Origin of the sequence: Sphingomonas faeni (assembly GCF_023195535.1) — a bacterium.
Taxonomy (GTDB): Bacteria; Pseudomonadota; Alphaproteobacteria; order Sphingomonadales; family Sphingomonadaceae; genus Sphingomonas; species Sphingomonas faeni_B.
On sequence record NZ_JALPNF010000001.1, the window covers coordinates 976,370 to 1,002,792 of the forward strand.

Sequence of the window (26,423 nt, forward strand, 5' to 3'; positions counted from 1 at the left end):
CATCAAGATCGTGTATTCCGACGACTCCAAGCCCGGCATCATCCGCAAGAAGATGCGGAACGGCTGGGGCTATTGGGATGCCAAGGGCGAGCGCATCACCGACCGCGACGAGATCGACCGGCTGAACGCGATCGCCCTGCCCCCCGCCTATCGCGACGCGTGGTTCTGCCCCAAGCCGAACGGCCACATCCAGGCGGTCGGCTGGGATGAAAAGGGGCGCAAACAATACCGCTATCACCCCGGCTTCCGCGAAGCACAGGAAGCCGCCAAATACGAGCGCTGCGCCGATTTCGGCCACGCCCTCCCCAAGATTCGCAAGGCGGTCGAGGCCGACCTCCGCAAACGCTCGCTGACCCGCGAACGCGCGGTCGCCGCGGTCATCCGCCTGCTCGACGGCGGGCATATCCGCATCGGCAACGAAGCCTATGCCGAGGCGAACGAGAGCTTCGGCGCCACCACGCTGCGCAAGCGCCACGGTGAGGTGAAGGGCGCGACGCTGAAACTCCAGTACAAGGGCAAGTCCGGCAAGATGCGGACGCTCAAGATCACCGACCGGTCGCTCAGCAGCTTCGTCAGGAAATGCCAGGACCTCGACGAACAGCATCTGTTCGCTTGGCTCGACGACGCGGGCGTCGCACACCCGGTCACCTCGACCGACGTCAACTGCTACATCCGCGACGTCACCGGCACCGACTTCACCGCCAAGAACTTCCGCACCTGGGCCGCCAGCGTCGCCGCGTTCGAGGCGCTAGCCTCGGCCGAACGCGACCTCAGCCTGAAGGCGATGCTCGAACCGGTCGTCGCCCGCCTCGGCAACACCCACGCGATCGCGCGGAAAAGCTACGTCCACCCGTCGCTGATCGCCCTCGTGAAGACCGGCCAGTCGACCTTCCGCAAGGCCCTCCGCCTTCCCCGCGCCAAGCGCTACATGAGCCGCGAGGAATGTGGCCTGATCACCTTCCTCGAAGCCGGCACGCCCGCAACCATCGCCAAAGCGGCCTGACGAGTATTTCCATGTCCAATTCCACTGCCGCCAAGCAACCGATCTTCGACGCGAGCGACGTCGGCGATCACGCCCAGGGCTTCGTCACCGCCAGCATCGCCTGGGTCCAGGCGTACTGGCTCCAGATCCTGATCGCATTCGGGATCGGCGCGGTCATCGTCCTCGTCCTCCACACCGCACGCCGCTTCGGCAGCAAGCTCTGCGAACGCCCGCGCGCGCTCAACGGCTGGGGCATCGTCGTCGGCAAGGCGATCGCACGGACCGGCAATTTCTTCATCGTCATGCTCGCCGCGAAGCTGGTCTCCGGCTATTCCGCCGCCCCCGGCGAGGTGTCGAAGACGATCGACTTCCTCTTCACCGTCGCCGCCGTCATGCAGGCCGCCGTCTGGGTCCGCGAGATCATCCTCGGCGCGATCGAACACCGCACGCAGTCCGAGCATTATTCGGGCGAAGCGCTGCTCTCGGCGATGGGCCTGATCCGCCTGCTCGTCACGTTCGTGGTCTTCGCGGTCGCGCTGGTGGTGGTGCTCGACAATCTCGGCGTCAACGTCACCGGCCTGGTGGCTGGTCTCGGCGTCGGCGGCATCGCGATCGGCCTCGCAGCGCAGGGCATCTTCGCCGACCTGTTCGCCGCGCTCGCGATCATCTTCGATCGCCCGTTCCGCCGCGGCGACTCGATCAGCTACGATACGGCCTCGGGCAGCGTCGAGGCGATCGGCCTCAAGTCTACGCGCATCCGCGGGATCGATGGCGAGGAGCGCGTGATCTCGAACAAGAACCTCCTCAACAAGGAGATCCTCAACAACACGCAACGCAACCACCGCCGCGCGAAGTTCCTCATCGGCGTCACCTATTCGACGCCCCCCGAAGTCTGTTCGCGTATCCCCGCGATGCTGAAGGAGATCGTCGAAGCCAACGACAAGATCTTCGCCCGCGCCGGCTTCACCGGCTTCGGCGCATCGAGCCTTGATTTCGAGGTCCAGTTCGACAGCAAGGGTCCGGATTATGCGAGCTTCTACGACGGCCGCACCGCGGTCGGCATCGCGATCCTGAAGCGCTTCAACGACGAAAAAATCGAGATCGCCTTCCCGACCCAGGTCAACATGATGGCGGCGCCGGATGGCTCGGTGGTCATGCCGTATCCCGAAGGTGGGCCGGCGCGCGCTGAAGTTTAGAATATCGGGTTCGCACCTGCGTCTTAGCAGATACGGGTTTTTCCACTTTTAGGTTGGTCGAGGCTTGCAGGAGCCTTGCTGACGCGTTTAGAGACGCACTAGCGTTCAGCGCCAACCAGAGAGGAACCCCGTGGCAACGATCACCACCGCCCAGATGCAGGCCCGTATCGGCACGGAAACCGTCTCCGACTGGGTCGAGGTGACGCAGGCCATGATCGACAAGTTCGCCGACGCGACGGGCGACCACCAGTTCATCCATATCGATCCTGCACGTGCGGCGCAGACCCCGTTCGGCGGCACGATCGCGCACGGCTTCCTGACGCTGTCGCTGATGCCGCTATTGTCGTCGAAGGTGCCCGATGCGCCGACCATCGAGGGTGCCAAGATGGGCGTCAATTACGGCGGCAACTCGGTCCGCTTCCTGACCCCCGTCCGCTCCGGCTCGAAGGTCCGCGGCCGGTTCAAGCTACTCTCGTTCGACGAAAAGCGCCCCGGCCAGTGGCAGCAGACCAACGCCTTCTCCGTCGAGATCGAAGGCCAGGAAAAGCCCGCGCTGATCGCCGAATGGATCAGCCAGGTCTTCGTTTAATCACCAGCAACCAGACCCCATCAACCAAAGTCGTCATACCAGCGCACGCTGGTATCTCCCCGTTGGAGCCACGTCGCTCACCAACTGGAAGACCCCAGCTTTCGCTGGGGTGACGGGCAAATCCCTTAGGAGCCACCTCATGCGTTCAGCCGTCATCGTTTCCACCGCCCGCACGCCCATCGGCCGCGCCTATCGCGGCGGCTTCAACAACACCCCCGCCCCCACTTTGGCGGCGCATTCGATCAAGGCCGCGGTCGAGCGTGCCGGCATCGACGGCGCCGAAGTCGACGACGTCGTCTTCGGCTGCGCGCTCCAGCAGGGTCACCAGGCCGGCAACATCGCCCGCACCTCGCTGCTCCGCGCCGGGCTGCCGGTGACCGTCTCGGGCATGTCGGTCGACCGCCAGTGCGCGTCGGGCCTGATGGCGATCGCCACCGCCGCCAAGCAGATCATCACCGACAACATGGAAATCACGATCGGCGGCGGCGTCGAGAGTATCAGCCTCGTCCAGACCCCGCAGATGCGCGTCGCGCCCGATCCCCAGCTGATCGCGATGCACAAGGACGTCTACATGCCGATGCTGCAGACCGCCGAAGTCGTCGCCAAGCGCTACGGCATCAGCCGCGACGCGATGGACGCCTACGCGCTCCAGTCGCAGCAGCGCACCGCCGCCGCGCAGGCCGCCGGCTATTTCGACGCGGAGATCATCCCCGTCGACGCCAACATGGCCATCGTCGACAAGGCGACCAAGGAAGTCACGTACAAGGACGTGACGATCACCAAGGACGAGGGCAACCGCGCCGACACCACACTGGAGGGTCTCCAGTCGCTCAAAGCCGTAATGGGCCCCGACTTCACGATCACCGCGGGCAACGCGTCGCAGCTGTCGGACGGCTCGTCGTCGTCGGTGCTGATGGAAGAAAAGATCGCCTCCCAGCGCGGTCTCCAGCCGCTCGGTCGCTATGTCGGCATGGCGGTCGGCGGCACCGAGCCCGACGAGATGGGCATCGGCCCGGTCGTGGCGATCCCCAAGCTGCTGAAGCGCTTCGGCCTGAAGATGGACGATGTCGGCCTGTGGGAACTGAACGAGGCGTTCGCGGTGCAGGTACTCTACTGCCGCGACCATCTCGGCATCCCCGACGAGCTGCTCAACGTCAGCGGCGGCGCGATCTCGATCGGCCACCCCTACGGCATGACCGGCGCGCGCGCGACCGGCCACGCGCTGATCGAAGGCAAGCGTCGCGGCGCGAAGTATGTCGTCGTCACGATGTGCGTCGGCGGCGGCATGGGCGCAGCCGGGTTGTTCGAAGTACTGTGAACTTGAAAGATATCCGCTGAAGGGATATTTAGTCTTTGGCGAAGGACATTCTCGCCTTTCTGTGTGAGCCCCGGTCGTGCTAGCGGCTGGGGCTCAATACGTTTGGGACCCGACTGCTAGATCGAGCCCCACCCGTGTGCTTATCCTCTACGTGCCACTTCGATGATCTTCACGACCAAGGTCGCGAAGGCAAAGAGCACGCCTAGTATCAGACACAGATCGACAAGAGACATTCTCGATCCTTTCGTGTTCGGCAGCAGAACTGCTGCCGTCGTCACCTTGGCGCTTCGCACGCGCTTTCTCCAAGCGGCATCACGTGTGTCGACTCGACCGCTCCGCGCAACCAACCTCCGCCCCACCCGTTCTCACAGGCAATCCAAGCCACTAGGAGAATGACGATGGCCGACAAGGATACCCCACAGGAAGTCGCAGCGAAGTTCATCGACAAGCTGAAGGCCAGTCCGTTCGTGATGATCGGCCTGCACGATGGCCAGCATTCGGGAAGCCAGCATTCCGAGCCGATGACCGCGCAGATCGACGACGATCAGCCCAACACGCTGTTCTTCTTCGCCGGCCGCGACAATCGTATCGCCAAGGGCGGCGCGGCAATGGCGCAGTTCGTCGGCAAGGGTCATGATTTCTTCGCCTGCATGTCCGGCGACGTCTCGACCTCGAACGACCGCACGCAGATCGACAAGCTCTGGAACAACCAGGTCGAGGCGTGGTTTCCGGGCGGCAAGGAAGACCCGAACCTCACGCTGCTGCGCTTCGACATCGACAGCGCTGAGCTCTGGGAAACCGACATCTCGATCGGCGGCCGCCTCAAGATGCTGTTCGGCGGCACGATCCAGTCGGACGAATCGAGCAGCCACGCAGTGGTGAACTCGATCGCATAAGACCGGCGGGGAGGGGGTGTAAAACTACCGCCCCCTCCCCTCCGTCATCCCAGCGAAAGCTGGGATCTCCCGGTTTGAGACTCAACGCAAACCAACGAGGAGACCCCAGCTTTCGCTGGGGTGACGGACTATTGAAACAGACTAAAAGCCTTACCCATTCGCGGTGATGAACTCTTCCACGACCGGCGCGATCTTGTCCCGCCAGCGCGATCCATTGAAAATCCCGTAATGGCCGGCACCCTCAGCCATCAAATAGCGCTTCTTGTCGTCCGGTAACGCGGTCGCCAGCGTCAGCGCAGCCTTGGTCTGCCCCAGCCCGGAAATGTCATCACGCTCCCCCTCGACCGCGAGCAGCCCGATATCGGTGATCGCCGCCGGGTCCACCAGCCGCCCGCGATGCGTCATGATCCCGCGCGGCAAAGCATGGCTTTGGAACACGACGTCGATCGTCTGGAGATAGAATTCCGCGGTCATGTCGCAGACCGAACGATACTCCTCATAGAAATCCTGGCTCTGCGACGCGCTCGCGCCGTCGCCCTGGACAAGGTGCTTATACATCTCCCAATGCGAGACCATGTGGTTGCCAAGGTTCATCGACATGAACCCGGCGAGCTGCAGGAACCCCGGATACACTTTCCGCCCCGCACCCGGATAATTGCCCGGCACCGTCGCAATGACGTTCTGCTCGAACCACGCGTGCGGTCGCTCGGTCGCCAGCGTGTTGACCGCGGTCGGCGCCTCACGCGTATCCACCGGACCGCCCATCATCGTCAGCGTCTTCGGTCGACACGGATTATTATCCGCACTCATAAGCGCAACGGCCGCATAACACGGCACCGAAGGCTGACAGACCGCGAGCATGTGCGTGCCCCCCTGCCCCTCGTTCGGACCGATCTGCTCGAGAAACGCGATCAGATAATCGATATAGTCGTCGAGATCGAAACGCCCCGCCGACACCGGCACGCTGCGCGCATCACGCCAGTCGGTGATGTAGACGTCCGCAAACGGCAGCATCCGCTCGACCGTGCCGCGCAGCAGAGTCGCGTAATGCCCCGACATCGGCGCGACAATCAGCAGCTTCGGACCGCCCTCGACACCCTCCCGCACGAAGCGCTTCAGCTGCCCGAAATCCTTCCGCAGTACGATCTCCTCGCGTACCGCGACCTCGCGGCCGTCGATCGTCGTCGAGTCGAGCCCGAAGGCAGGCTTTCCGCGAGTCGCATTCGCGTGTGCGAACACCTCCAACGCCGATCCGATGACTGCACCACCGCCCAAATAGGAGAACGGGTTTGCCGGATGACTGAGCATTTCCGCACCGAAACTCGCCATTTTGCTGGCGCCCGACAACATCGATCGTTGGAATTCGTAAGCATCGTAGAGCATGCGGTATCCTTTGCCCTAATATGGGCTGCCGAAGTGGTAACGCAAATCCGCTGCGGCGCAATGCGGCATTCCAAGGACGGCCCCAGCGGATCTCACGCCCGATCGCCCGGTTGTCGTTGAGCGCCACCCCCGCCACTGCTAGGTCCCGCGCATGGCCAAGCCGATACCCGAAGAAAAGACGTCCCGCCGGATCGGCGATCTCGCGATGGTGTGGCGTCACGCCGCGAATTATCCACGCCAAATCGCCTTCGCCGGGCTCGCATTGCTAACGACGTCGGCCGCCACGATCGGCATCCCGTACGGGTTCAAGCGCGTGATCGATCGCGGCTTTGGCCCCGGCGAGGGCGGATCGGTCGCCAACTCGTTCCACTATCTGCTGATGATCGTCGTCGTGCTCGCACTCGCGACCGCGGTGCGCTTCTATTACGTCTCGTGGCTCGGCGAGCGCGTCGTCGCGGACATTCGCACCAACGTGCAACGCCATCTGCTCCGCCTGACGCCGCGCTTCTTCGAGGAGAACCGCCCGTCCGAGATCGCCTCGCGCCTCACCTCGGACACCGCGCTGATCGAGCAGGTCGTCGGCAGCACGGTGTCGATCGCGCTGCGCAACACTTTCACCGGCATCGGCGGGCTGATCTACCTGTTCGCGATCTCGCCCAAGCTCGCGGGCATGCTGATGATCGGCATCCCGCTGATCATCCTGCCGATCGCGCTGCTCGGCAAACGCGTCCGCAATTACTCGCGCACCTCGCAGGACCGTGTCGCCGATGTCGGTTCGATCGCCACCGAGACGCTCGGCGCGATGAAAGTGGTCCAGGCATTCGGCCAGGAGGACCGCGAGGTGATCCGCTTCTCGGACGCGGTTGCCGCGACGTTTGCCGCGGCACGGGCGCGGATCCTGTTGCGTGCCGTGATGACCGCGATCGTGATCGGGCTCGTGTTCGGCTCGATCACGCTCGTCCTGTGGGAAGGGGCTATCGACGTCGCGGCAGGGCGGATCAGCGGCGGTGCGATCGCCGCGTTCGTGCTGACGGGCGGCATCGTCGCAGGCGCGTTCGGTGCTTTGACCGAGGTCTATGGCGATTTGTTGCGCGGTGCCGGTGCCGCCGGGCGGCTATCCGAACTGCTCCGCGAAAAGCCCGAGATCGCCGCACCCGCCAACCCGGCCGCGCTACCTCAGCCGCCCCGTGGCGCGCTCGCGTTCGAGAATGTGCAGTTCCACTATCCGACACGCCGCGACGTCGCCGCACTCAACGGCTTCTCGCTCGACGTGAAGCCGGGCGAGACGGTCGCGGTCGTCGGTCCCTCGGGTGCGGGCAAGACCACGTTGTTTCAGTTGGTCCAGCGCTTCTACGATCCAGACGCCGGCCGCGTGACGCTCGACGGGATCGATCTGCGCGACGCCGACCCGGCGGAGGTCCGCGCGCGGATCGCAATGGTGCCGCAGGAGACGATCATCTTCGGCGCGTCGGCCCGCGACAATCTGCGTTACGGCGACTGGTCCGCAACCGACGACCAGCTCTGGGCCGCCGCCGAAGCCGCCAACGCCGCCGAGTTTCTGCGCAAACTGCCTGAGGGGTTGGAGACGTTCCTCGGCGAAGGCGGCGCACGGCTGTCTGGCGGCCAGCGCCAGCGCGTCACGATCGCCCGCGCGCTCCTCCGCGATGCGCCGATCCTGCTGCTCGACGAGGCCACGAGTGCGCTCGATGCCGAGAGCGAGCGGCTGGTGCAGGAAGCGCTCGAACGGCTGATGGCGAACCGCACCACGCTGGTCATCGCACACCGCCTAGCCACCGTGCGCGCAGCCGAGCGGATCATCGTGATGACCGACGGCCAGATCGTCGAGGAAGGCTCGCACGGATCGCTGATGACCAACAGCGGACTCTACGCGCGACTGGCGAGCCTGCAGTTCAACGAGGCGGCATAGGGGCGATCGAGATTTAGCGGCTTGATCAGACGCTACGGTAAAACCGTTCCGTCACGGACATCGTTCGAACGACAGTCCGCTCTTCCCTGTTCTCCCGCAAATGCGGGAGCCCAGTCTGGATCCCCGCCTTCGCGGGGAAACATGCTTGCTCCGATGTCCGCTCCGCAAACCAGAATATCTCGGTGCTATAGTACCGTGCCGGCTTGCCGGGTCTAAACAAAACGCCGAGCGTCCTAACCCTTCTTGGCCTTCGCCTTCTTCGGCTTCGGCACAGGCAATTCCGCGGCTGAGATGCGGACGAGTTCGGCCAGCCAGTCGGCATCGTCCCAGCGATCCGCATCTATCAGCAGGCACGGCTTCGCGCCCGGATAGGGCGCACCTTCGTCGATTGCTCCCGCAAACGCCCGCCCTCCCGGGGTCGGCTTCACGAACAGCTGGTCGTCGCAGATCAAGCCGACCATTTTGCCATCGCAATACAGCCCGTACTCGCCGAACATCGGCTTTGCGGAGACCTCCCCCGCCGCGGCGAGCTGGTCGACGATGAACGCGACGGTTTTGCGATCGGATGCCATCTGCCGATGCTGGCAGATCGGCGGGCCGATGGCGAGCCACGCCGACGACGGTGTTTAGCTTGCGACGCCGCGCCCACGCGCGCAAACTCGGCGAAACAGGAGACGGACATGCGCGACTTCGACATCATCGTGTACGGCGCGACCGGGTTCACCGGACGGCTGGTTGCCGAATATCTCGTCCAAACGTACCCGACCGGCGTCCGCTGGGCGATGGCAGGCCGCTCGCTGGCGAAGCTCCAGGAAGTCCGCGACCTGATCGGTGCACCCGGCGATACGGCGCTCATCACCGCCGACTCGGACGATCCTGCCAGCCTCCGCGCAATGGCCGAGCGCGCCACCGTCGTCATCTCGACGGTCGGCCCTTACCAGCTGTACGGCTCGGACCTCGTCGCTGCCTGCGCCGCGACCGGCACCGGCTATGTCGACCTCTGCGGTGAACCCGCCTGGATGCGCCACATGATCGACGCGCATGAGGGCGAAGCCACGCGGACCGGTGCGCGGATCGTGTTCTCGTGCGGCTTTGACTCCATCCCGTTCGATCTCGGCGTGTTGACGTTGCAAGACGCCGCGAAGGCCAAATACGGCATCCCAGCGCCCCGCGTGAAAGGTCGCGTGCGGAAAATGCAGGGGACGTTCTCGGGCGGCACCGCGGCTAGCCTCAAGGCGACGCTCGCCGCCGCCGCGCGCGATCCCGGCATCGTCAAGCTGCTGACCAGCCCGTTCGCGCTCACCCCCGGTTTCAGCGGCCCGCATCAGTCGACCGGGCTGATCCCCGAATACGACACGACCATCTCGGCCTGGGTCGCGCCGTTCGTCATGGCGCCAATCAATACCAAGAACGTCCATCGCACCAATTTCCTGCTCGGCGAGGCGTATGGCGCGGACTTCGTCTATGACGAGATGATGGTCGCAGGGCTCGGCGATCTCGGCAAGGTCGCGGCGGAGGCGATCGCGAAGTTCAATCCGTTCTCGAGCGACAAGGGGCCGAAGCCCGGCGAAGGGCCATCGAAGGAAGAGCGCGATGCCGGGCATTACGACCTGCTGTTCGTCGGTATCATGCCCGATGGGAAGCGGATCGATACGGTCGTCACCGGCGATCGCGATCCCGGCTATGGCTCGACCAGCAAGATGATCGCGGAGGCCGCGCTGTGCCTCGTGCAGGACGTGCAGGGCCATGGCGGTATCTGGACGCCGGGCGCGTTGATGGGGGCAAAACTGCGCGATCGGCTGGTGGCGAAGGCAGGACTGAGCTTTACGGTCGGGTGATGTGAGACGCGACCGCAATCAATCCAGTGGCAGCATCTGACATCTTGTTCTCCCGCGAAGGCGGGAGCCCAGTCTGGGTCCCCGCCTTCGCGGGGAAACACTCTTTTGGTTACGCGTGATGGACAGCCAATGTCTGGCCTACCGGTTCCTCGACACAACGTAGCCCAGCCTCACTCCGCCAGCGCGAACACCGTCGCCGCAGCGGCTGCGCTGGCAACGACTCCCGACGTCGCGGCAATCGCTGCGGCCCGCCGGCGCACCGCGCCGCGAAACGCGCCGAGCCTGCCTGCATCGAGATGATAGCGCCCCGCGCCGTCGTCGACGATCGCGCCATAGCCGCACAAGCGCCGAAACGTCCCGGCATCCTCGGCCTCATAGGCGATCGCACGGTCCGCCACGGTCGCCTTCGCCGCGACGAAATCATTGACGATCCGCCGCCGCGACCGGCCTGACCTAAGTCCCCACATACTTGTCTCCCCCCGGGTAAGACGTCGCATACCGCGGGGTGTTTGCGCAAATCCTAACGCCGCTTGCCCTGATGGCGGATGTTCGCCGGACGCCCCCGCCGCTTGATCTCGCGCACCGGCTTGCGTCCGCCGCGCATGGGAGGGGCGGCCCCCTTCCCCTCGGGCATCTCGAAGAGTAGCGCCCCCGACACCGGGTTTGCCTCCGCCAACCGCAGTTCCAGCGTCTGACCCTGCGCGAAGACGTCGCCGCTATGCTCGCCGGTCAGCGTCCGCGCGCCCTCGTCGAAGCGGAAATACTCGCCGCCCAGATCGCGCACCGGCATCAGGCCGTCGCCGCCGATCCCCTCGACCGTCGCGAAGAAGCCGAAATTGGTCACGCCCGTGATCCGCACATCCATCACCTGCCCGACGCGCTCCGAAAGGAACGCCGCGACATAGCGGTCGGTGGTGTCGCGCTCCGCCTCCATCGCCCGGCGTTCGAGCCGGCTGATGATCTCTCCGACCGACTCCATGTTCACCGCGTCGTCCGCCGGCAACCCGCCCTCGCCGAGGCCGTAAGCGGACACCAGCGAGCGATGGACGAGCAGATCGGCATAGCGCCGGATCGGCGAGGTGAAGTGCGCGTAACTGCCGAGGCTCAGCCCGAAATGCCCGTGATTGCCGGGCGCGTAATAGGCCTGGGTCTGCGTGCGAAGGATCTGCTCCATTACCTGCGGACGGAAGTCCGCATCGCCGATCCGCTCGATGATGTGGTTGAACGTTGCTGGCCGCACGACCTGCCCGAGCGCGAACGGCACGTCGAACGTCTCGAGATATTCCTTCAGCGCCGCCAACTTCTCGCGGCTCGGCGGCTCGTGGATTCGGTACATCACCGGCGCCTTCTTCGCCTCCAGCGCCTTGGCGGCGGCGACGTTGGCAGCGATCATGTAATCCTCGATCAACCGGTGTGCGTCGAGCCGTTCGCGCGGCGATACGGACATGATCCGGCCCTTCTCGTCGAGCACGACACGGCGCTCGGGGAGGTCGAGATCGAGCGGCGCCCGCGCGTCACGCGCCTTCGCGAGCGCATGCCAGCAGGCCCAGAGGGGGACGAGCGATGCAACCACACGCCCGTCATCTACCCGGCCGTCATTCCAGCGAAAGCTGGGATTTCCTTCCGCGAGGGCGTCCTCTGTGGAGGGAGACCCCAGCTTTCGCTGGGGTGACGGGCTGGGGCTGTCGGACGAGATAGATCCGTCGGACAGGAGGGCATCGTTCGAGGCCATCCCGTCGATGATCGCCTGCGCCTCTTCATACGCCAGGTTCGCCGCGATCCGCACCACCGCGCGCGTAAAGCGCCAAGATTTGAGCGAACCATCCTTGCCAATCCGCAAATGGCACGCGAGCGCGGCACGATCCGCGCCTTCCTTCAGCGAACACACCTCCGCCGACAGGATCTCGGGCAACATTGGCACGACGCGATCGGGGAAATACACCGAGTTCCCGCGCCGCCGCGCCTCGCGGTCGACCTCGGACTTGGGCCGCACGTAGAAGCTGACATCGGCGATCGCGACGATCGCCTTCCATCCGCCAGCGTTCGCAGGATCGTCATCCGCCTCCGCCCACACCGCATCGTCGTGATCGCGCGCATCCTCAGGGTCGATCGCGACGATCGGCAGGTCGCGCAGGTCCTCGCGCCCCTCCCCCAGCGGCAACTTCGAAACCCGCTCAGCCTCGTCGAGTGCCTCTTGCGAGAACACGTCCGGAATGCCGAGCTTGTGGATCGCGATCAGCGAGAAGCTGCGCGCCGCAAACGGATCGCCCAGCTTCGACACGACGCGCGCGGCGATCTTGGGCGGCTTGCCCGCGAGTTCCGCCAATACGAGATCACCCGGCGCCGCGCCGCCCGCATCCGCCACCGCGAATTCGCGCCGCTCGCGCTTGTCGACCCCCGTCAGCCACAACCGCCCGGCCTCTTCGCGCAACACGCCGAGCACCTGTTCAGAGGCAGGCGCGAGCACCTTCATCGGATGCGCGATCCAGCCGTTCCCAGCCTCCTCGGTCCGCGCCAAGATCCGCTCGCCAACCCCGAGCGCCCCACGTTTCCGCTCGCGCACGCGCAACCGCGGCGGCGGGATGCCCTCGGCCTCCCAGCGCTCGGGCACCGCCCAGACATTGCCGCCGTCATCGACGTCCGCGATCCGCAGCACCGTCACCTTAGGGATGCCACCCATCTTGTGGAACGCGCGACCGGGGGCGCTGTCGATCAGCCCCTCGTCGGCCATGTCCTTCAACAGCGCCTTTAGCCCGATCTTGTCCCGCGCGCTGAGCCCGAAGCCCTTGGCGATCTCGCGCTTGCCCGCGGGCACGTCGGAATTGGCGATGAAGTCGAGGATCTGCTCGCGCGTCGGAAGACCGGCTTTTGGTTTGTACATGGGCTAGAGATAGGCGGTAGGCCCGCCATTACCAAACGGCTAAGCTGCTCGCATGACGCAAAGTTACGACCTTCTGATCGTCGGCGGCGGGATCAACGGCGCCGCGATCGCCCGCGAGGCTGCGCTGAACGGCCTGTCGGTGCTGCTGGTGGAGAAAGGCGACCTCGCCGGCGCAACCTCGTCCGCATCGACCAAGCTGATCCATGGCGGCCTGCGCTACCTCGAATATTACGACTTCAAGCTGGTCGCCGAGGCACTGCGCGAACGCGAACGCCTGGTGAAGGCCGCGCCGCACATCATCCGCCCGATGCGCTTCGTCCTGCCGCACGAGAACGCGGTGCGCCCCTGGTGGATGGTCCGGCTCGGCCTGTACCTCTACGATTGGCTCGGCGGCCGGATGACGCTGAAGCGGTCCCGTGGCCTGCGCAAGAGCGACACCGCCTATACCGCCCCCCTCAAGAACGGCGCGCGCGGCTTCGTCTATTCCGATGCGTTCGTCGACGATTCCCGGCTCACCGTATTGAACGCGGTGGACGCGCACGACAACGGCGCCGAAATCGCAGTCCGCACCGAACTCGTCACCGCGCGCCGCGACCGCGCACTTTGGCGCGCAAAGCTGTCGGACGATCGCGACGTCACCGCCCGCGCGCTGGTCAACGCCGCCGGGCCGTGGGTCGCAGACCTACTCGGGCGGCTCGGGATCAACGCCAGCGCTGGCGTCCGGCTGGTCAAGGGCAGCCACATCGTCGTGGCCAAGCTGTACGAAGGCGACCATGCGTATATCCTGCAGCTTGCGGACCGCCGCATCGTCTTCGCGATCCCGTATCAGGGCCAGACCGAAATCGGGACGACCGACATTCCCGTCGACCGCCCCGAAGATGCGGTGATCGACGCGGGCGAAATCGCCTACCTTTGCGACGCTGCGAACCAGCATTTCATCCGTCAGATCACCCCCGCCGACGTCACCTCGACTTGGTCCGGCGTGCGGCCGCTATACGATGACGGTGCGAGCGAGGCGAAGGCCGTAACGCGCGACTATGTCCTCGAACTCGATACGCTTGGCGACACCGGCGCAGCGCCCTTGCTGTCGGTGTTCGGCGGTAAGATCACGACCGCGCGCCATCTTGCCGAGGAAGCCATGGAAAAGATCGCGCCGGCGCTTGGCGAAGCGGTCCGTCCCATGACCCGGAGCCGGCCTTTCCCTGGCGGGGCAATCCCGCCTTTTCCTATCTACCTGGCGCAGGTCCGAGCCCGGTGGCCGTTCCTCGGCGATGCCCGCAGCGCGCGGATGGCACGTGCGTATGGCGCCTTGCTCGACCAGATGCTGGCGGACGTCACCGACGCCGCAGGACTCGGTGCAGACCTTGGTAATGGCCTGACGGAGATCGAGGCACGCTGGATGCACGATCGCGAATGGGCGAGGATACCCGAAGATGCATTAATGCGCCGCAGCAAAATTGGACTGAGGATGAGCACAGCACAGAACCAGGCCTTCGACCTCTGGTGGCAGAGGATTTACCCAGCGTAATCTTACAGCTTGCTTGTTGGCCCATTCGGCATATCCTCGGTTTACCGTGAGAGGAGACCCCTAATGGCACCGTACCCAGACCTCCAAACTGATCCCGAGGACAAAAATCTGGTCATCTTGCAAAGCCTGATTTGTCTGTTGCGCGAAAAGAACGTCCTGTCCCGCGCGGATATCGAGGAGCTTTGCGACACAGTGAGTCGCCGTGCCAGCGATCACGCCAGCGACCCGCTGCCCTGCCAGATGAACGGTGCCCGCGCCGCCGCCGCCGAAGTTGCGCAAATCGGTGATTACATCGGACGGAAATACGGTGGAAAGCACCGCCGCTAGACCTCGCAGCTAGATTTGGGGGCACCGGTCCCGGATCGAGGCGACAAGCTCTAAGGTAGCGTGCGGACGCGGCGACCAGTGCTGTTGAAGGTCGCGTAGACCGTTGTGCAACCCGGCTTTATCGGTGGGACCGCACGATATGCGGCCCCACTGCCTCGATCAACTTGCTACGAAGCACGTCTCGCCAGCAACGCGCAACCGACCACAGATGTCCGCCGCCTGGTTCGCACTCCCGGCATTCACGCGCAGGCGATACAAGGTGCGTCCGCCCGTCGCGACCGGCTGGACCGACTTGCCGAGTGCCGCGATATACGCAAAGCGCTTCGAGAAATTCGTCCAGGCCGCGTTCGCGACGGCCTCGCTCGGATAGGCACCGAGCTGCACCAGCGAGCCGCCAGTCGCCGCGCCTGCGGTGCCCGAGCGTGACGGCGCCATCGGTGCGGCCGCGACCAGACGGCCGCTCGAGGCCGGTACCTGTGCGACGGCGTTGCGACCTGCCACGTCGGAGGTCTTGGGCGCCACCGCGCGCTTGCCGTCGACCGGGGCTTCCGGCACGCCGCGCAGGTCGATCGCGCCATTGCCCGATTTGCCCGCGCTCGTCGCGATGGCCGAGTCGCCCTCGCCCTTGACCTTCAGGCCGCCGGCGTCGTCTGGCTTGACCTTGTAATCGCCCTCCTGCGCGGCGATCAGCTGGCCGTCGCCCGTCGGTGCGCGCTGTTGCAGCTTGTAGATGCCGAAGATGATCGCTGCGAGCACGGCCAGCCCGAGCACTACCAGCGCGATCACGCGGCCGATGCCGACCGTATCCCGCTCGTCCGGCTCGACGGTTTCGAGCCAGGGGAGCCGGTCTTCCTCGCGCAGATCCATGTCGTCGGCCATCACTTCATCTCCGAAACCGCTTCGACACCCATGATGGCGAGGCCATTATGAATAATCTGCCCTATAGCGGACGCCAAGAAAAGCCGTGCGGCCGTGGCCTGCGGATCCTCGATCACCAGGAAGCGGCGATCGGGACGGTCGTTGCCGACATTCCACAGCGCATGGAACGCCGCCGCCAAGTCATAGAGATAGAACGCGATTCTATGCGGCTCGCGCGCAGTGGAGGCGATCTCGACGAGCCGTGGAAACTGCGCCGCGAGCTGCACGAGCGCAAGTTCGTCCGTATCAAGCCGGGACAAATCGGCCGCAATCGGCGTAATTTCCGCCTCTTCCGCGCGCCGATGGAGGGATGCGATGCGGGCATGCGCGTACTGGACGTAGAAAACCGGGTTGTCCTTCGATGCCTCGACCACCTTGGCAAAGTCGAAATCCATCTGTGCATCGGACCGCCGCGTCAGCATCGTGAAGCGTACGACGTCCTTGCCGACCTCGCGCACGACGTCGGCCAGCGTGACGAAATTGCCCGAGCGCTTCGACATCTTCACCGGCTCGCCGTTGCGCAGCAGCCGGACCATCTGGACCAGCTTCACGTCGAACCGCGTCTTGCCGCCGGTCAGCGCCGCCACCGCCGCGACGATCCGCTTCACGGTGCCGCCATGATCCGCGCCCCAGATGTCGATCAGCTGGTCCGCGCTCTGACTCTTCTGAAAATGATAGGCGAGATCTGCGCCGAAATAGGTCCAGGACCCGTTCGACTTCTTGATCGGGCGATCCTGGTCGTCGCCGAACTGCGTCGAGCGGAACAGCGGCAGCTCGACCGGCTCCCAATCGTCGGGCGTCTCGCCCTTCGGCGCTTCGAGGACACCGTCATAGACGAGATCACGCGAGCGCAACTCCGCCTCGGCTGCCTCGGGTTTCTTCGCGGCCTGCAGTTCGGCCTCTGACGAGAACACGTCATGCTCGATCCCGAGCAGCGCGAGATCGGCGCGGATCATCACCATCATCGCGGCGACCGCCTGCGTGCGGAAGACGGCGAGCCATTCGCTCTCTGGCGCGCCGACGTAGCGGTCGCCGAACTCCTTCGCGAGCGATTGGCCAACGGGGACGAGATAGTCGCCGGGATACAGCCCCTCGGGGATCTCGACGGTCTCGCCGAGCGCCTCGCGGTAGCGGAGGTGGACCGAGCGCGCGAGCACGTCGACCTGGCCGCCCGCGTCGTTGACGTAATATTCGCGGATCACCCGGTGCCCGGCGAATTCGAGGAGGCTGGCGAGCGCATCGCCGACCACTGCACCACGGCAATGCCCCATGTGCATCGGTCCGGTCGGGTTGGCCGAGACATATTCGATATTGACGGTGATCCCTGCGCCCTGCGTCGACCGGCCATACTCGGCGCCCGCCGCGGGAATCGCCGCGAGTTCGGCGCGCCAGGCGTCGTCGGTCAGCTTCATGTTGATGAAGCCCGGGCCGGCGACGCTCGCCGACGCGACGTCCTCGAGCTTCGACAGCTCGACGACCAGCGCATCGGCCAGCACGCGCGGATTGGTCTTGGCGGGCTTGGCCAGCACCATCGCGGCGTTGGTCGCGAGATCGCCGTGGCTCGTGTCGCGCGGCGGCTCGACCGTCACGTTCTTGCGGTCGAGCCCCGTCGGCAGCGTCCCCGCCGCGGTCAGCGTGTCGAGCGCCGCATCGATATGCGCGGCGAAACGGGCGTAGAGCGTCATGGCAATTCCGGTATCACAAGGAAGCGCGCGCTCTAGACCATAGCGGCACGGCGCTCAATTTTAATCCCGCTGCGGGAGGATGTCAGTTCCCGTCCGTCACAATGGAAAGCTTTAAAGGTCCTCCGCGGACGCGGGGGCCCAGCTAAACCACGGGCACCGCGCTAAATCCTGGGCCTCCGCGTTCGCGAGGGAACAGAAGTGTGTCGCGGCAAGATGGAAGGAACGACCTTAAACCCGCACCAAATCCTCAATGGCCGCGGTCTTCGCGCTTACCGGGAACAGCGCCGCCATCGCCCGCGCCGGCTCGATGCCGAAATGCGACGACACCGCCCCGCCGATGAACGCATCCAGCTGCATCGTCGGCTTCAGATCGCGCGCCTCGTACAGCGCAGCAGGGGCGAGGCCTGGCCAGTCGGACACGACCCGCCCGCCCTTCACGCCGCCCCCGAACAGCATCGCCGCCGTGCCCGTGCCATGATCGGTGCCGCCGGTGCCGTTGACCGCGACGGTCCGCCCGAACTCGGTCGCGACCAGCACCATCGTGTCCGCCCATAACGGCCCCAGCCCCGCCTGCAGCGACGCGACCATCGCATCGAGGCCCTTCAACTGCGCCGCGAGCCGCCCGCGCTGGCCGGTATGCGTATCCCAGCCGCCCGTCTCGATCATCGCGATCCGCGCGCCATTGTCGGGCTTCAGCAACCGTGCGGCGAGCGCGCCGGTCGCCGCGGCATTACGGCCACCGTCCTGGCCGAGATCGCTGGTCAGCTGGCGCGTCGCCATCGCCTCGCTCCACAGCGCATGCAATTGCCGGTCGCCGTCGTACAGCATCGCCACGCGTTGCAGCAGGTCGTCCGACGCGTCAGGCAGGTTCGACGGCGCGTAGGACGCCACCTCACGCCGGCCGCGAAGCGCCATCGGCACGGTCGCCGCCACCGCGATCGCGCGCGCTTCCTCCGCGGGCAGCACGCCGAGCAGCCGGTTCAGCCACCCGTCGCGCACTTGGTACGCACTCGCGCCACCCGTCTCGAGCACGTTCTGCCCGTCGAAATGCGATCGATCGCGGTAAGGCGAGGCGATCGCGTGCGCGAACAGCGCCTGCCCCTGTTTGTAGAGACTCGCGCTCGCCGTCATCGCCGGATGCAACACGAACATGCCGTCGAGCTTCGTCCCCGTGGCGAAGTCGGCCGCGAGATCACCCCTGACCCCGGCGAATGCGGGATCGCCGACCGCACCGATCGTGCCGAGCCCATCCGCAGCCCCGCGCTGGATGACGAACACGAACCGCTTGTTGGTCGCGGCCCGTGCGAAGGCGATGCGCGGTGCGAAGGCGGACGCCAGCACGCCGAGCGTGCCGGTCGAGAGGAAGGAACGACGGTCGAGCATGACTATCTCCGCATGGATTCGGGGGCGACGAGCAGCAACGCAAGCCCCTGCGCCGGACTGTCCGCGCGGGCGATCGCCTGCGTGGTGGCAGGACTGAGCGACGCCGGGAACAGCGTCGGCGCCAGCGCACGAGCATCGACCGGCCCGGCACGCGCGGCAAACCGCTCCGCCGCCTCCACGCGGCGCAGGATCGCGTCGGGTCCAGCCCAGGCGGCGGCGATATCGTCGTAGCCGACCGGTTGCCCCGGCTTCCACACCGGCTGGCCGAGCTGGTTCATCATGCCCACCGTCACGCCGGGCTGGACCATGGTCGTGCCGAGCGCGCGCTGCGTCGAGACATACCATTCCCACGGCGATTTGAATTTCACCGGCTGCGTCACCCAAGCTTCCGGGGACGCCACCAACGCGCGATAGACAGTCGGCAGGTCGCCGCCCGATTCGAGGAACGCGGCCTGGAGGCGCTTCACCATCGCGGTCGGCGGCGTGTCGCCCGCGAAATGCCGCGCGAGCTTGGTCGCGATGTGGGCCGCAGTCGCCGGATGAACCGCAAGATCGGCCAGCACCGCCTGCGCCTGCGCCTCGCCTGCCGCGGGATAGCGCTTGCCCATCACCATCCGGTCGCCCGGCTGATGCACGTCGGCGAGGAAGACGAACGCGCCCGGCCGGGCATCGTCCTGTCGGCGATCGTCCTGCATGCGCGCACCGGGCCCGCGACCGATCCCCGCGACCGTCCAGCCGGTCATCGCCCGCGCGAATTCGGTGACATCGCCCTGGGTGTACCCGCTGCGGACACCGAGCGTGTGCAACTCCATGATTTCACGCGCGAGATTTTCGTTGAGGCCGGTACGTCGCCGGGGTCGGCGCGCGGCGAACGGACTGTCGGGGCCGACCGATACGGCCTGATCGAGATACAGCAGCATCGCCGGATGATGCTCGACCGCGTTCAGCATGTCGGCGAAATTGCCGAGGACGTGCGGGCGGATCGCTTCGAACTCCATCGGCCCGGCGAGCCCGGTGACTTCGAGCTTGTCGGTGGAAACCGCGAAATGGTTCGCCCAGAAATGCACGAGCCGCTCGACGAACGGCGCATCGCTCGTCAGCGCAGCGATCGTCCGGGCCGCAACCGCGCCGCCGTAATCGTCGCGACTCTGCTTGCCGGCGAGTTGCCGCGCGGCGCGGCGGGCGGCTTCGCCGGGATTGTCTGCGGCTGTATCCGGCATAGCGGGTTGGGCCATCGTGGCTGGCATGGCGGGTGCCTTCATCGGCGTAGAGGTGCTCGGCGCCGGTTTCGGCCTACGAGGTCCGAACTCCGCCCTGATCATCCTCTGCTGCGCAAAATACGTCGCCAGGGTCGCCGAAACGCTCGACGTCGACGGAGCGCTGGCGATCGCCGCGGGCCGGGCGTCGAAGCGCTCGCACTGCGCCAGCACCCATTTCGCCGAATCGCTCGAAACGCCGTCACCGGGCCTCGCTCCAAGGCCGAACCGATTGAGCGCGATACTGGAAGCAGACACGATACCTCTCCTTCATGTCGGCTATGCGCCTGAGATGTCGCGCAACTATGTCATCGCCACGGTTCACCGCATCGATAGGTCGATACGTCGTTGCAGCGTGCGCAACCATGATCGCCGGCTTTGCAATTGCGACCCATGCTGCACTGCAATATCCACCCGACTCGAGAGTTGGGAGAAGACCTGATTTGGCTCGACGCACAACGCGGGAGACACGATCATGCGCAATAGTTTCAAGATCATCGCAGCAGCCGCCGCCGCCCTCACCTCGACGATCGGCATGGCCGCAGAGTCCAAGCAGAGCTTCGTCCATGAGGGCAGCACCTATGTCTACACCTCGACCCAGGACGGTGGACGCCAGGTCATCGACGGTCGTCGCTACCCGTCGGGCCAGAAGTTCCACCTGATCGTCCGCGGCGATCGCGTATCGGGTGTGTCGGGCGGCGTCCCGGTCGCATTCAAGACCGCCGAAGCCACTGGCGCAGCCGGCGGCATCGCTTCGGTCACGCGCTAAACGTCGCTAACATCGACGATGGTACAATCGGCGGTCGGACCACGGTCCGGCCGCCGATTTGCGTTAGAGCCGCCACTTATCCGCAATCCTCCCCCGCCAGGGGGAGGTGGCGCGAAGCGACGGAGGGGGCGGACACGGAACCTCGGTTTGCCCTTCCCGCCCCCTCCGTCTGGCAAGAGCCAGCCACCTCCCCCTAGCGGGGGAGGATAAGCGCCGTATCGGACTCAGAACCCTTCAGGCAGATCGATCGGGCCAACCAGTTCGCGGTAGCGCGATACGGCATACCTGTCCGTCATCCCCGCAATGAAATCCGCGATATGCCGGCTACGGTCGGGATCATACGACGGCAGCCGCTCGCGCCACTCCTCGGGAATCGTCGCGGGATCGTCGCGATACACCGCGAACAGTCCGGACACGATGCCATGTGCCGCATCCGCCGCCGCCAACTGGCGCGGGTGATGATACAGATTGGCATACATGAAGCGCTTGAGATCACGCTCAGCCTCGCGCATCTCACTCGAAAACCCGACCAGGCACTGCCCGGCGGCACGGACATCGTCGACGCTCGCAACGCCGCTCGCCGCGATCCGCCGACGGGTTTCGGCGATCAGATCGTTGACCATCGTCCCGATCTGCGTGCGGACGAGTTCGCCGACCAGCCGCTTCGGCGCAACGTCCGGGAACCGCCGGCGGACATCGTCCCAGCCGCTCGCGACCAGCGGCACCGCCAGCATTTGGTCGAGCGTCAACAGTCCAGCGCGCAAGCCATCGTCGATGTCGTGATTGTCGTACGCGATATCGTCCGCAATCGCCGCGACCTGTGCCTCCAGCGACGAAAAACTGGTCAGCGCCAACGGAAACTCCGCATCCGCCGCGGCTAGCGCCCAACCCGGATGCCGCACCGGCCCGTTATGCTTGGCCAGCCCCTCCAGGGTCTCCCAGGTCAGGTTGAGCCCGTTCCACATCGGATACGGCCGCTCGATCGTCATCAGCGTGCGCAGCGTATGACCATTGTGGTCGAACCCACCCTGTCCGGTCAGTGCCGCCTTCAGCGCATCCTCGCCGGCATGGCCGAACGGTGGATGGCCGATGTCGTGCGCCAGGCACAATGCCTCCGTCAGATCCTCGTTCAGCGCCAGCGTCCGCGCGATCGTCCGGCCGATCTGCGCGACTTCCAGGCTGTGCGTCAGGCGTACCCGGAAATGATCGCCGTCCGGCGCCATGAACACCTGCGTCTTGTGCCGCAGGCGACGGAAGCTGATCGAGTGGATGATCCGGTCTCGGTCGCGCTGAAAGGCATCGCGAGGGCCACGGACGGACCCGTTCTGTTCTTCTTGAAGCCGTCCTTTGCTGCGCGCCGGGTCTGAAGCCCAGGGCGCGCGGTAACTCACTTCGACGGCAACTTCGTGATGACCTGGCCCGGTTCGCTGGTAAAGCTGAACGTCGAAACGCCTTCCTTGGCGAGGTGATTGACGAAGGTGCGCGCCTCCGCATCGGTCTTGAACGGCCCGGCCAGCACGCGATTCGTCGCCTTCCACGGAGTTGTCCAGCCGCTGCGACTGCCGACCACGGCCGGCGCCTTGGCCTTCACACCCTTCCACGCCTTGGGCAGATCGCCCTCGGTCGCGCCGGTCGACACCTGCACCCAGATGCGTTCGGGATTGGCGCGCGCGATCCGCTTTTCCTCGGCCGCAGCCTTGTCGGCAGCAAGCTTCTCGGCGGCGGCAGCCTTCTTCTCGGCTAGCACCTTCTTGTCGGCGATGGCTTTGCGCGCCGCCGCCTTCTTGTCGAGGGTAGCCTTCTTGTCGGCAGCGAGTTGCTCGGCCGCGATCTTCTTTGCCGCCGCATCGCGCTGGAGCTTTGCTTTCGCCTCGGCGAGCACGCGCTCGGCGTCGTCGGAGACCGGCACTGCGGCCTGCGTCACGACGGGCGCGGGGCGCATCGGCGCGACATCGAGTTCGGACGCCGGGATCGACAACCCGGCAACGATCCGCGCGAGGATCGTATCCTCACTCGCCGCCACTGCGCGCGGCGGCATCGCCGCGGCAACCTCGACCGGCGTCGTAGTCGTCGTCGCTCCATTTGCGGAGAACCCGGGGGTCGGTAGCGGTGCTGCACTCGCCTGCTGAACCGGCCGTGGCTGGACCGAAGCCTGCTGCACCGGCGCCGGTGTCACGGGTGGCGACTGGACCGAGGCCTGTTGCACCGGGGCCGGTGTCACGGGGCTGGGCGCTACCGGCTTAGCCGTCGTACCCGTCGACGCGACCGCGATCGAATTGGCCACGCGCGTGTTGCTTTCGGACTGAATCCGCCCCGCGGGCACAGCCGCCATCTGCGTGACCGTGGTCGCGGGCAGCGCCCCTGTCGAAGTCGACGCGGAGGTGGGCACCGGCGTCGAGGTCGGTGCGACGCGTGCAACTGCAACCGGTGCCGGTGTCTGCGACGCGACGGTGGTGGTCTGCGCGACTTGCGGTGCACGGTAGGTCGGCTGTGGTGTCGCGACACGTGCCGCTGTCGATTGCGCAGGCAAGGCCTGCACCATCGGGACCGACGACGACGCGAGTTGAACCGGCGGTGCGACCGCAGCGGGAATAGTCGGAGCGGGGGTGGTCGGAGTAGGCGTCGCTACAACGGGGACCGGCGTTGTGGCGCGCGTCGTCGCGGCCATCTCGGTCCGGCCCGGCTTGCTGCGACGGCCACGCTTGCTCTTGCCGGACGCGGCGACAACGACCGGTTGCGGCGCCGCAGCCATCATCACCGGCGCGGTCGGATCGGCGGCGAGGATGCCCAGCGGCGGCGCCATCCGCGCATCCGCCAGGCGCGCCGGCGTCGCATGGACCTCACCGAAATGCACCGCGAACGCACGGTCGCTCGCCGGCAGGGTCGGCAGGCGCTGGAAGAACGGTTGCAGACCCTGCGCGGTACCGGCGGGCATCATCGTGGTCGCGATCTTCTCGGCACCCGCGACGTCGCCGTTCATCGCGATGATGAACGCGCGCGAGCGCCATGCACCGCGATCGCTCTTGAGCAGCAAAGGATTGAGCTGCTGTATCGCGAGTTCCGGTTTCCCCGAAATGCCCAGCGACAGCGCATAGCGTCTGATCGTCTCGTCATCCGGCGCATTGCGGAGCGCGACCCGGTAATCGCGCTGCGCGCGATCCTGCTGGCCGATCAGATCGTAGGCGAGCCCGCGATCTGCCGCGAAATTCCGCGGGTCGAGGCCGAGGGCTTCCGCCTGCGCATAATAGCGCAACGCCTCGCCCGGCCGCTCCGAGCGGACCAGGATCGACCCCATCCCCGCCTTGATCCGACCATCGCGCGGGTTCACTTTCTCGGCGCGTGCGAACAATGCCGCGGCACCGCTCAGATCGCCCAGCCCCATCGATAGGTCGCCCGCCCGGATCAGCGCATCGACGTCGCGCGGATTGCTCGCGACCCGGCGCATCAGATCACCCAGCTTGTCCGCATCGGTCGTCCCCGGGATCGCCTGCACGACTTCCTGCGCTCCAACCGCGCACGGCACGGCGGCCAGCACGAGCGCCAGCGCGGCAGTCAGGAGATGATTGGACGAGCAGTTCATCGGAGCGTTTATCTAGACCCCAGCCGGATCGAACCGGCAATGTTTGGATGCGCAGGTCACGGCGAACCGGGGTGAGACGGCGACGAACGATGGGTTGGAAGCGGTCGTGCAGTCATGCGGCGCGTCTGTTGGTTCGGAGCGGACTTCGTCCCAAACGCCCCGTCACCCCGGACTTGTTCCGGGGTCGACCGTGCCGCGCATTTCTGGTCGGTGAGTATGCGGCGCCGTGGATGCCGGAACGAGCCCGGCATGACTGAGGATTTTCGGATCGTTTACGCCCAGAACTAGCTTGCCGCCCCCTAACCCGAGAACGGCAAAGCCGCTTACTGGTTGTTCTGGCGATGCAGGAAGCGCGGGATGTCGAGCGGATCCTGCGGGGTCGCTTCGCCGTCTTCCTTCGCCGCGCCGCGGGCCGCGTTGGACATGCGCTCGAACAGCGTACCACCCAGCTTCACGCGCGGTGCGGCCGGAACCGCTTCCGGAGCCGCTTCAGCACCCGGCGCGAGCCAGCGGCGACGCGCGCCACCCTCGTCCGCAGCGGGCGTCGGCGCCGGGATGGCGGGTGCGATCGGCGCACGGGCCGGCGGCACGGCCGATGCCGAGGCCGGACGTGCGATCGGACCGCGACCATAGGGCTCGTCACCATAGACGCGCGGCGCGGGAGCCGGCTGCGGCGCCGGTGCGGCCGGCGCGGGCGCGGCCAAAGGTGCTGCCTGCGGTACGATCGTCTCGGCACCGAGCACCAGCTCATCGTCCGACTTCGACGACGACGGCTCGACTTCCGACGACGCGTTCAGGTCGAGCGGCTCTTCGTCAGCGGCCGACGCAGCGGGCGCGGCCGACGCAGCAGCCGGCTCACTCGGACGGAACGAGGTGGTCTCATCCGTCTTGCGCGATCCGAAGCTGAACGAGCGGGTGGGCTCGGGTGCAACCTCGGGCGGGCGCGCATCGGCATCGATCCCGGTCGCGACGACCGAGACACGAATCTTGCCTTCGAGCTCCTGGTTGAACGCCGAACCCCAGATGATGTTCGCATCGGGATCGACTAGGTCGCGGATGTGATTCGCGGCTTCGTCGACTTCGAGCAGGCGCATGTCGTCGCCGCCGGTGATCGAGATGATGACGCCCTTGGCGCCGCGCATGCTGACGCCTTCGAGCAGCGGGTTCGAGATCGCCTTCTGTGCAGCCTCGAGCGCGCGGTTGTCGCCGCTCGCCTCGCCGGTGCCCATCATCGCCTTGCCCATCTCCTGCATCACCGAGCGGACGTCGGCGAAATCGAGGTTGATGAGGCCCGGCATCACCATCAGGTCGGTGATGCTGCGGACGCCCTGCTGGAGCACCTCGTCCGCCATCGTGAACGCTTCCTTGAAGGTCGTGTTCGCGTTGGCGATGAGGAACAGATTCTGGTTCGGGATGACGATCAGCGTGTCGACATACTTCTGGAGCTCGTCGATGCCGCCCTCGGCCGACTTGGCGCGACGGTTGCCCTCGAACGCGAATGGCTTCGTCACGACGCCGACGGTCAGGATGCCCATGTCGCGCGCCGCCTTGGCGATGACCGGTGCCGCGCCCGTGCCCGTACCGCCGCCCATGCCGGCGGTGATGAAGCACATGTGCGCGCCTTCGAGCATCTTGGCGAGCTGGTCAATCGTCTCTTCGGCGGCCGCGCGACCAATCTCGGGACGCGAGCCGGCGCCCAACCCTTGCGTGATCTTGGTACCCAGCTGGATCCGCTGCGGTGCGGTCGACTGCTTCAACGCCTGCGCGTCGGTGTTCGCCACGAGGAAGTCGACGCCCTGGACGTCGGCCCGCATCATGTTGGCGATCGCGTTGCCGCCCGCGCCGCCGACGCCGATCACCGCGATGCGGGGGGCCAGATCGTCCACTTCGGGACTAAGGAATTCGATGCTCATCGCCGTTCTCCGCACAACCCGGTAGATACGCTACGGCCGGGCCCCTGATTAATC

21 protein-coding genes are annotated in these 26,423 nt (G+C 66.0%); 10 read left to right on the top strand and 11 right to left on the bottom strand.

The genetic code is table 11. The features are described from left to right. Window positions 1–52: 52 nt before the first annotated feature. From SPHN_RS04080 to SPHN_RS04100, 5 genes are all read left to right on the top strand, one after another. Window positions 53–1,003, top strand: coding sequence for a DNA topoisomerase IB (locus SPHN_RS04080; protein WP_248521499.1), 951 nt, complete (start codon window positions 53–55; stop codon window positions 1,001–1,003). Between the two features lie 11 nt (window positions 1,004–1,014). Beyond that, window positions 1,015–2,178 carry a mechanosensitive ion channel family protein gene (locus tag SPHN_RS04085; RefSeq protein WP_248521328.1) on the top strand — a complete coding sequence of 388 codons (1,164 nt, stop codon included), beginning with the start codon at window positions 1,015–1,017 and terminating at the stop codon, window positions 2,176–2,178. A gap of 154 nt (window positions 2,179–2,332) precedes the next feature. Beyond that, window positions 2,333–2,767, top strand: coding sequence for a MaoC family dehydratase (locus tag SPHN_RS04090; protein WP_248521501.1), 435 nt, complete (start codon window positions 2,333–2,335; stop codon window positions 2,765–2,767). 139 nt (window positions 2,768–2,906) lie between these two features. Then, complete coding sequence (locus tag SPHN_RS04095) at window positions 2,907–4,085, top strand: acetyl-CoA C-acyltransferase (RefSeq protein WP_248521329.1); 1,179 nt, start codon at window positions 2,907–2,909, stop codon at window positions 4,083–4,085. A gap of 398 nt (window positions 4,086–4,483) precedes the next feature. Continuing rightward, window positions 4,484–4,981 (top strand): pyridoxamine 5'-phosphate oxidase family protein, encoded by a 498-nt coding sequence (locus SPHN_RS04100; RefSeq protein WP_132738710.1) that lies wholly within the window; start codon window positions 4,484–4,486, stop codon window positions 4,979–4,981. A 150-nt stretch (window positions 4,982–5,131) separates the two neighbouring features. Here SPHN_RS04100 and SPHN_RS04105 read toward each other — a convergent pair whose 3' ends face one another. Beyond that, the gene (locus SPHN_RS04105; protein WP_248521330.1) at window positions 5,132–6,364 is read right to left on the bottom strand and encodes a polyhydroxyalkanoate depolymerase; all 1,233 of its coding nucleotides are present in this window, start codon (window positions 6,362–6,364) and stop codon (window positions 5,132–5,134) included. Between the two features lie 151 nt (window positions 6,365–6,515). On the opposite strand from SPHN_RS04105, the gene SPHN_RS04110 reads away from it, so the two are divergent. Continuing rightward, entirely contained in the window at window positions 6,516–8,291 is a 1,776-nt protein-coding gene (locus SPHN_RS04110) for an ABC transporter transmembrane domain-containing protein (protein WP_248521331.1), read from the top strand. 233 nt (window positions 8,292–8,524) lie between these two features. On the opposite strand, the gene SPHN_RS04115 is transcribed toward SPHN_RS04110, so the two are convergent. After that, the gene (locus SPHN_RS04115; RefSeq protein ID WP_248521332.1) at window positions 8,525–8,863 is read right to left on the bottom strand and encodes a TfoX/Sxy family protein; all 339 of its coding nucleotides are present in this window, start codon (window positions 8,861–8,863) and stop codon (window positions 8,525–8,527) included. 108 nt (window positions 8,864–8,971) lie between these two features. Between SPHN_RS04115 and SPHN_RS04120 the strand changes: the two genes are divergently transcribed. After that, window positions 8,972–10,129: a saccharopine dehydrogenase family protein gene (locus SPHN_RS04120; protein ID WP_248521333.1), complete on the top strand. Its 1,158-nt coding sequence runs from the start codon at window positions 8,972–8,974 to the stop codon at window positions 10,127–10,129. Window positions 10,130–10,299: 170 nt separating this feature from the next. On the opposite strand, the gene SPHN_RS04125 is transcribed toward SPHN_RS04120, so the two are convergent. Both SPHN_RS04125 and SPHN_RS04130 read right to left on the bottom strand, forming a co-directional pair. Continuing rightward, the gene (locus tag SPHN_RS04125) at window positions 10,300–10,596 is read right to left on the bottom strand and encodes a hypothetical protein (protein WP_248521334.1); all 297 of its coding nucleotides are present in this window, start codon (window positions 10,594–10,596) and stop codon (window positions 10,300–10,302) included. A gap of 53 nt (window positions 10,597–10,649) precedes the next feature. Beyond that, window positions 10,650–13,010 (bottom strand): ribonuclease R family protein, encoded by a 2,361-nt coding sequence (locus SPHN_RS04130; RefSeq protein ID WP_248521335.1) that lies wholly within the window; start codon window positions 13,008–13,010, stop codon window positions 10,650–10,652. Window positions 13,011–13,062: 52 nt separating this feature from the next. Between SPHN_RS04130 and glpD the strand changes: the two genes are divergently transcribed. Both glpD and SPHN_RS04140 read left to right on the top strand, forming a co-directional pair. Continuing rightward, window positions 13,063–14,538: a glycerol-3-phosphate dehydrogenase gene (glpD, locus tag SPHN_RS04135; RefSeq protein ID WP_248521336.1), complete on the top strand. Its 1,476-nt coding sequence runs from the start codon at window positions 13,063–13,065 to the stop codon at window positions 14,536–14,538. Between the two features lie 63 nt (window positions 14,539–14,601). Further along, window positions 14,602–14,865, top strand: coding sequence for a hypothetical protein (locus SPHN_RS04140; protein ID WP_248521338.1), 264 nt, complete (start codon window positions 14,602–14,604; stop codon window positions 14,863–14,865). A gap of 159 nt (window positions 14,866–15,024) precedes the next feature. Here the strand turns inward: SPHN_RS04140 and SPHN_RS04145 are convergent, their stop codons facing one another. From SPHN_RS04145 to SPHN_RS04160, 4 genes are all read right to left on the bottom strand, one after another. Continuing rightward, window positions 15,025–15,744, bottom strand: coding sequence for an SPOR domain-containing protein (locus tag SPHN_RS04145; protein ID WP_248521340.1), 720 nt, complete (start codon window positions 15,742–15,744; stop codon window positions 15,025–15,027). Further along, window positions 15,744–17,468 carry an arginine--tRNA ligase gene (argS, locus tag SPHN_RS04150; RefSeq protein ID WP_248521342.1) on the bottom strand — a complete coding sequence of 575 codons (1,725 nt, stop codon included), beginning with the start codon at window positions 17,466–17,468 and terminating at the stop codon, window positions 15,744–15,746. The genes SPHN_RS04145 and argS overlap by 1 nt, the downstream gene beginning before the upstream one ends. 228 nt (window positions 17,469–17,696) lie before the next feature. Continuing rightward, on the bottom strand, window positions 17,697–18,851 hold the full coding sequence (locus tag SPHN_RS04155; RefSeq protein ID WP_248521343.1) for a DUF1501 domain-containing protein: 1,155 nt from the start codon (window positions 18,849–18,851) through the stop codon (window positions 17,697–17,699). Between the two features lie 2 nt (window positions 18,852–18,853). Then, window positions 18,854–20,365 (bottom strand): DUF1800 domain-containing protein, encoded by a 1,512-nt coding sequence (locus SPHN_RS04160; RefSeq protein WP_248521345.1) that lies wholly within the window; start codon window positions 20,363–20,365, stop codon window positions 18,854–18,856. Window positions 20,366–20,582: 217 nt separating this feature from the next. Here SPHN_RS04160 and SPHN_RS04165 point away from each other — a divergent pair, with 217 nt between their 5' ends. Beyond that, window positions 20,583–20,876 carry a hypothetical protein gene (locus SPHN_RS04165; protein WP_248521347.1) on the top strand — a complete coding sequence of 98 codons (294 nt, stop codon included), beginning with the start codon at window positions 20,583–20,585 and terminating at the stop codon, window positions 20,874–20,876. 224 nt (window positions 20,877–21,100) lie between these two features. On the opposite strand, the gene SPHN_RS04170 is transcribed toward SPHN_RS04165, so the two are convergent. The 3 genes from SPHN_RS04170 to ftsZ form a co-directional block, all read right to left on the bottom strand. Beyond that, window positions 21,101–22,267 carry a deoxyguanosinetriphosphate triphosphohydrolase gene (locus SPHN_RS04170; protein WP_248521349.1) on the bottom strand — a complete coding sequence of 389 codons (1,167 nt, stop codon included), beginning with the start codon at window positions 22,265–22,267 and terminating at the stop codon, window positions 21,101–21,103. Further along, window positions 22,264–24,456 (bottom strand): tetratricopeptide repeat protein, encoded by a 2,193-nt coding sequence (locus SPHN_RS04175; protein WP_248521351.1) that lies wholly within the window; start codon window positions 24,454–24,456, stop codon window positions 22,264–22,266. The genes SPHN_RS04170 and SPHN_RS04175 overlap by 4 nt, the downstream gene beginning before the upstream one ends. A gap of 323 nt (window positions 24,457–24,779) precedes the next feature. Continuing rightward, entirely contained in the window at window positions 24,780–26,369 is a 1,590-nt protein-coding gene (ftsZ, locus tag SPHN_RS04180; RefSeq protein ID WP_248521353.1) for a cell division protein FtsZ, read from the bottom strand. Between the last annotated feature and the right edge of the window lie 54 nt (window positions 26,370–26,423).

Excerpts from the sequence above, each read along its gene's own strand:
- SPHN_RS04140 (WP_248521338.1), top strand. The coding sequence starts at position 14,602 with ATGGCACCGTACCCAGACCTCCAAACTGATCCCGAGGACAAAAATCTG.
- SPHN_RS04090 (WP_248521501.1), top strand. The coding sequence starts at position 2,333 with ATGCAGGCCCGTATCGGCACGGAAACCGTCTCCGACTGGGTCGAGGTG.
- SPHN_RS04095 (WP_248521329.1), top strand. The coding sequence starts at position 2,907 with ATGCGTTCAGCCGTCATCGTTTCCACCGCCCGCACGCCCATCGGCCGC.
- SPHN_RS04105 (WP_248521330.1), bottom strand. The coding sequence starts at position 6,364 with ATGCTCTACGATGCTTACGAATTCCAACGATCGATGTTGTCGGGCGCC.
- SPHN_RS04115 (WP_248521332.1), bottom strand. The coding sequence starts at position 8,863 with ATGGCATCCGATCGCAAAACCGTCGCGTTCATCGTCGACCAGCTCGCC.
- SPHN_RS04110 (WP_248521331.1), top strand. The coding sequence starts at position 6,516 with ATGGCCAAGCCGATACCCGAAGAAAAGACGTCCCGCCGGATCGGCGAT.
- SPHN_RS04165 (WP_248521347.1), top strand. The coding sequence starts at position 20,583 with ATGCGCAATAGTTTCAAGATCATCGCAGCAGCCGCCGCCGCCCTCACC.
- SPHN_RS04125 (WP_248521334.1), bottom strand. The coding sequence starts at position 10,596 with ATGTGGGGACTTAGGTCAGGCCGGTCGCGGCGGCGGATCGTCAATGAT.
- SPHN_RS04155 (WP_248521343.1), bottom strand. The coding sequence starts at position 18,851 with ATGCTCGACCGTCGTTCCTTCCTCTCGACCGGCACGCTCGGCGTGCTG.
- SPHN_RS04145 (WP_248521340.1), bottom strand. The coding sequence starts at position 15,744 with ATGGCCGACGACATGGATCTGCGCGAGGAAGACCGGCTCCCCTGGCTC.
- SPHN_RS04130 (WP_248521335.1), bottom strand. The coding sequence starts at position 13,010 with ATGTACAAACCAAAAGCCGGTCTTCCGACGCGCGAGCAGATCCTCGAC.
- argS (WP_248521342.1), bottom strand. The coding sequence starts at position 17,468 with ATGACGCTCTACGCCCGTTTCGCCGCGCATATCGATGCGGCGCTCGAC.
- SPHN_RS04120 (WP_248521333.1), top strand. The coding sequence starts at position 8,972 with ATGCGCGACTTCGACATCATCGTGTACGGCGCGACCGGGTTCACCGGA.
- ftsZ (WP_248521353.1), bottom strand. The coding sequence starts at position 26,369 with ATGAGCATCGAATTCCTTAGTCCCGAAGTGGACGATCTGGCCCCCCGC.
- SPHN_RS04085 (WP_248521328.1), top strand. The coding sequence starts at position 1,015 with ATGTCCAATTCCACTGCCGCCAAGCAACCGATCTTCGACGCGAGCGAC.
- SPHN_RS04080 (WP_248521499.1), top strand. The coding sequence starts at position 53 with ATGCGGAACGGCTGGGGCTATTGGGATGCCAAGGGCGAGCGCATCACC.
- glpD (WP_248521336.1), top strand. The coding sequence starts at position 13,063 with ATGACGCAAAGTTACGACCTTCTGATCGTCGGCGGCGGGATCAACGGC.
- SPHN_RS04175 (WP_248521351.1), bottom strand. The coding sequence starts at position 24,456 with ATGAACTGCTCGTCCAATCATCTCCTGACTGCCGCGCTGGCGCTCGTG.
- SPHN_RS04100 (WP_132738710.1), top strand. The coding sequence starts at position 4,484 with ATGGCCGACAAGGATACCCCACAGGAAGTCGCAGCGAAGTTCATCGAC.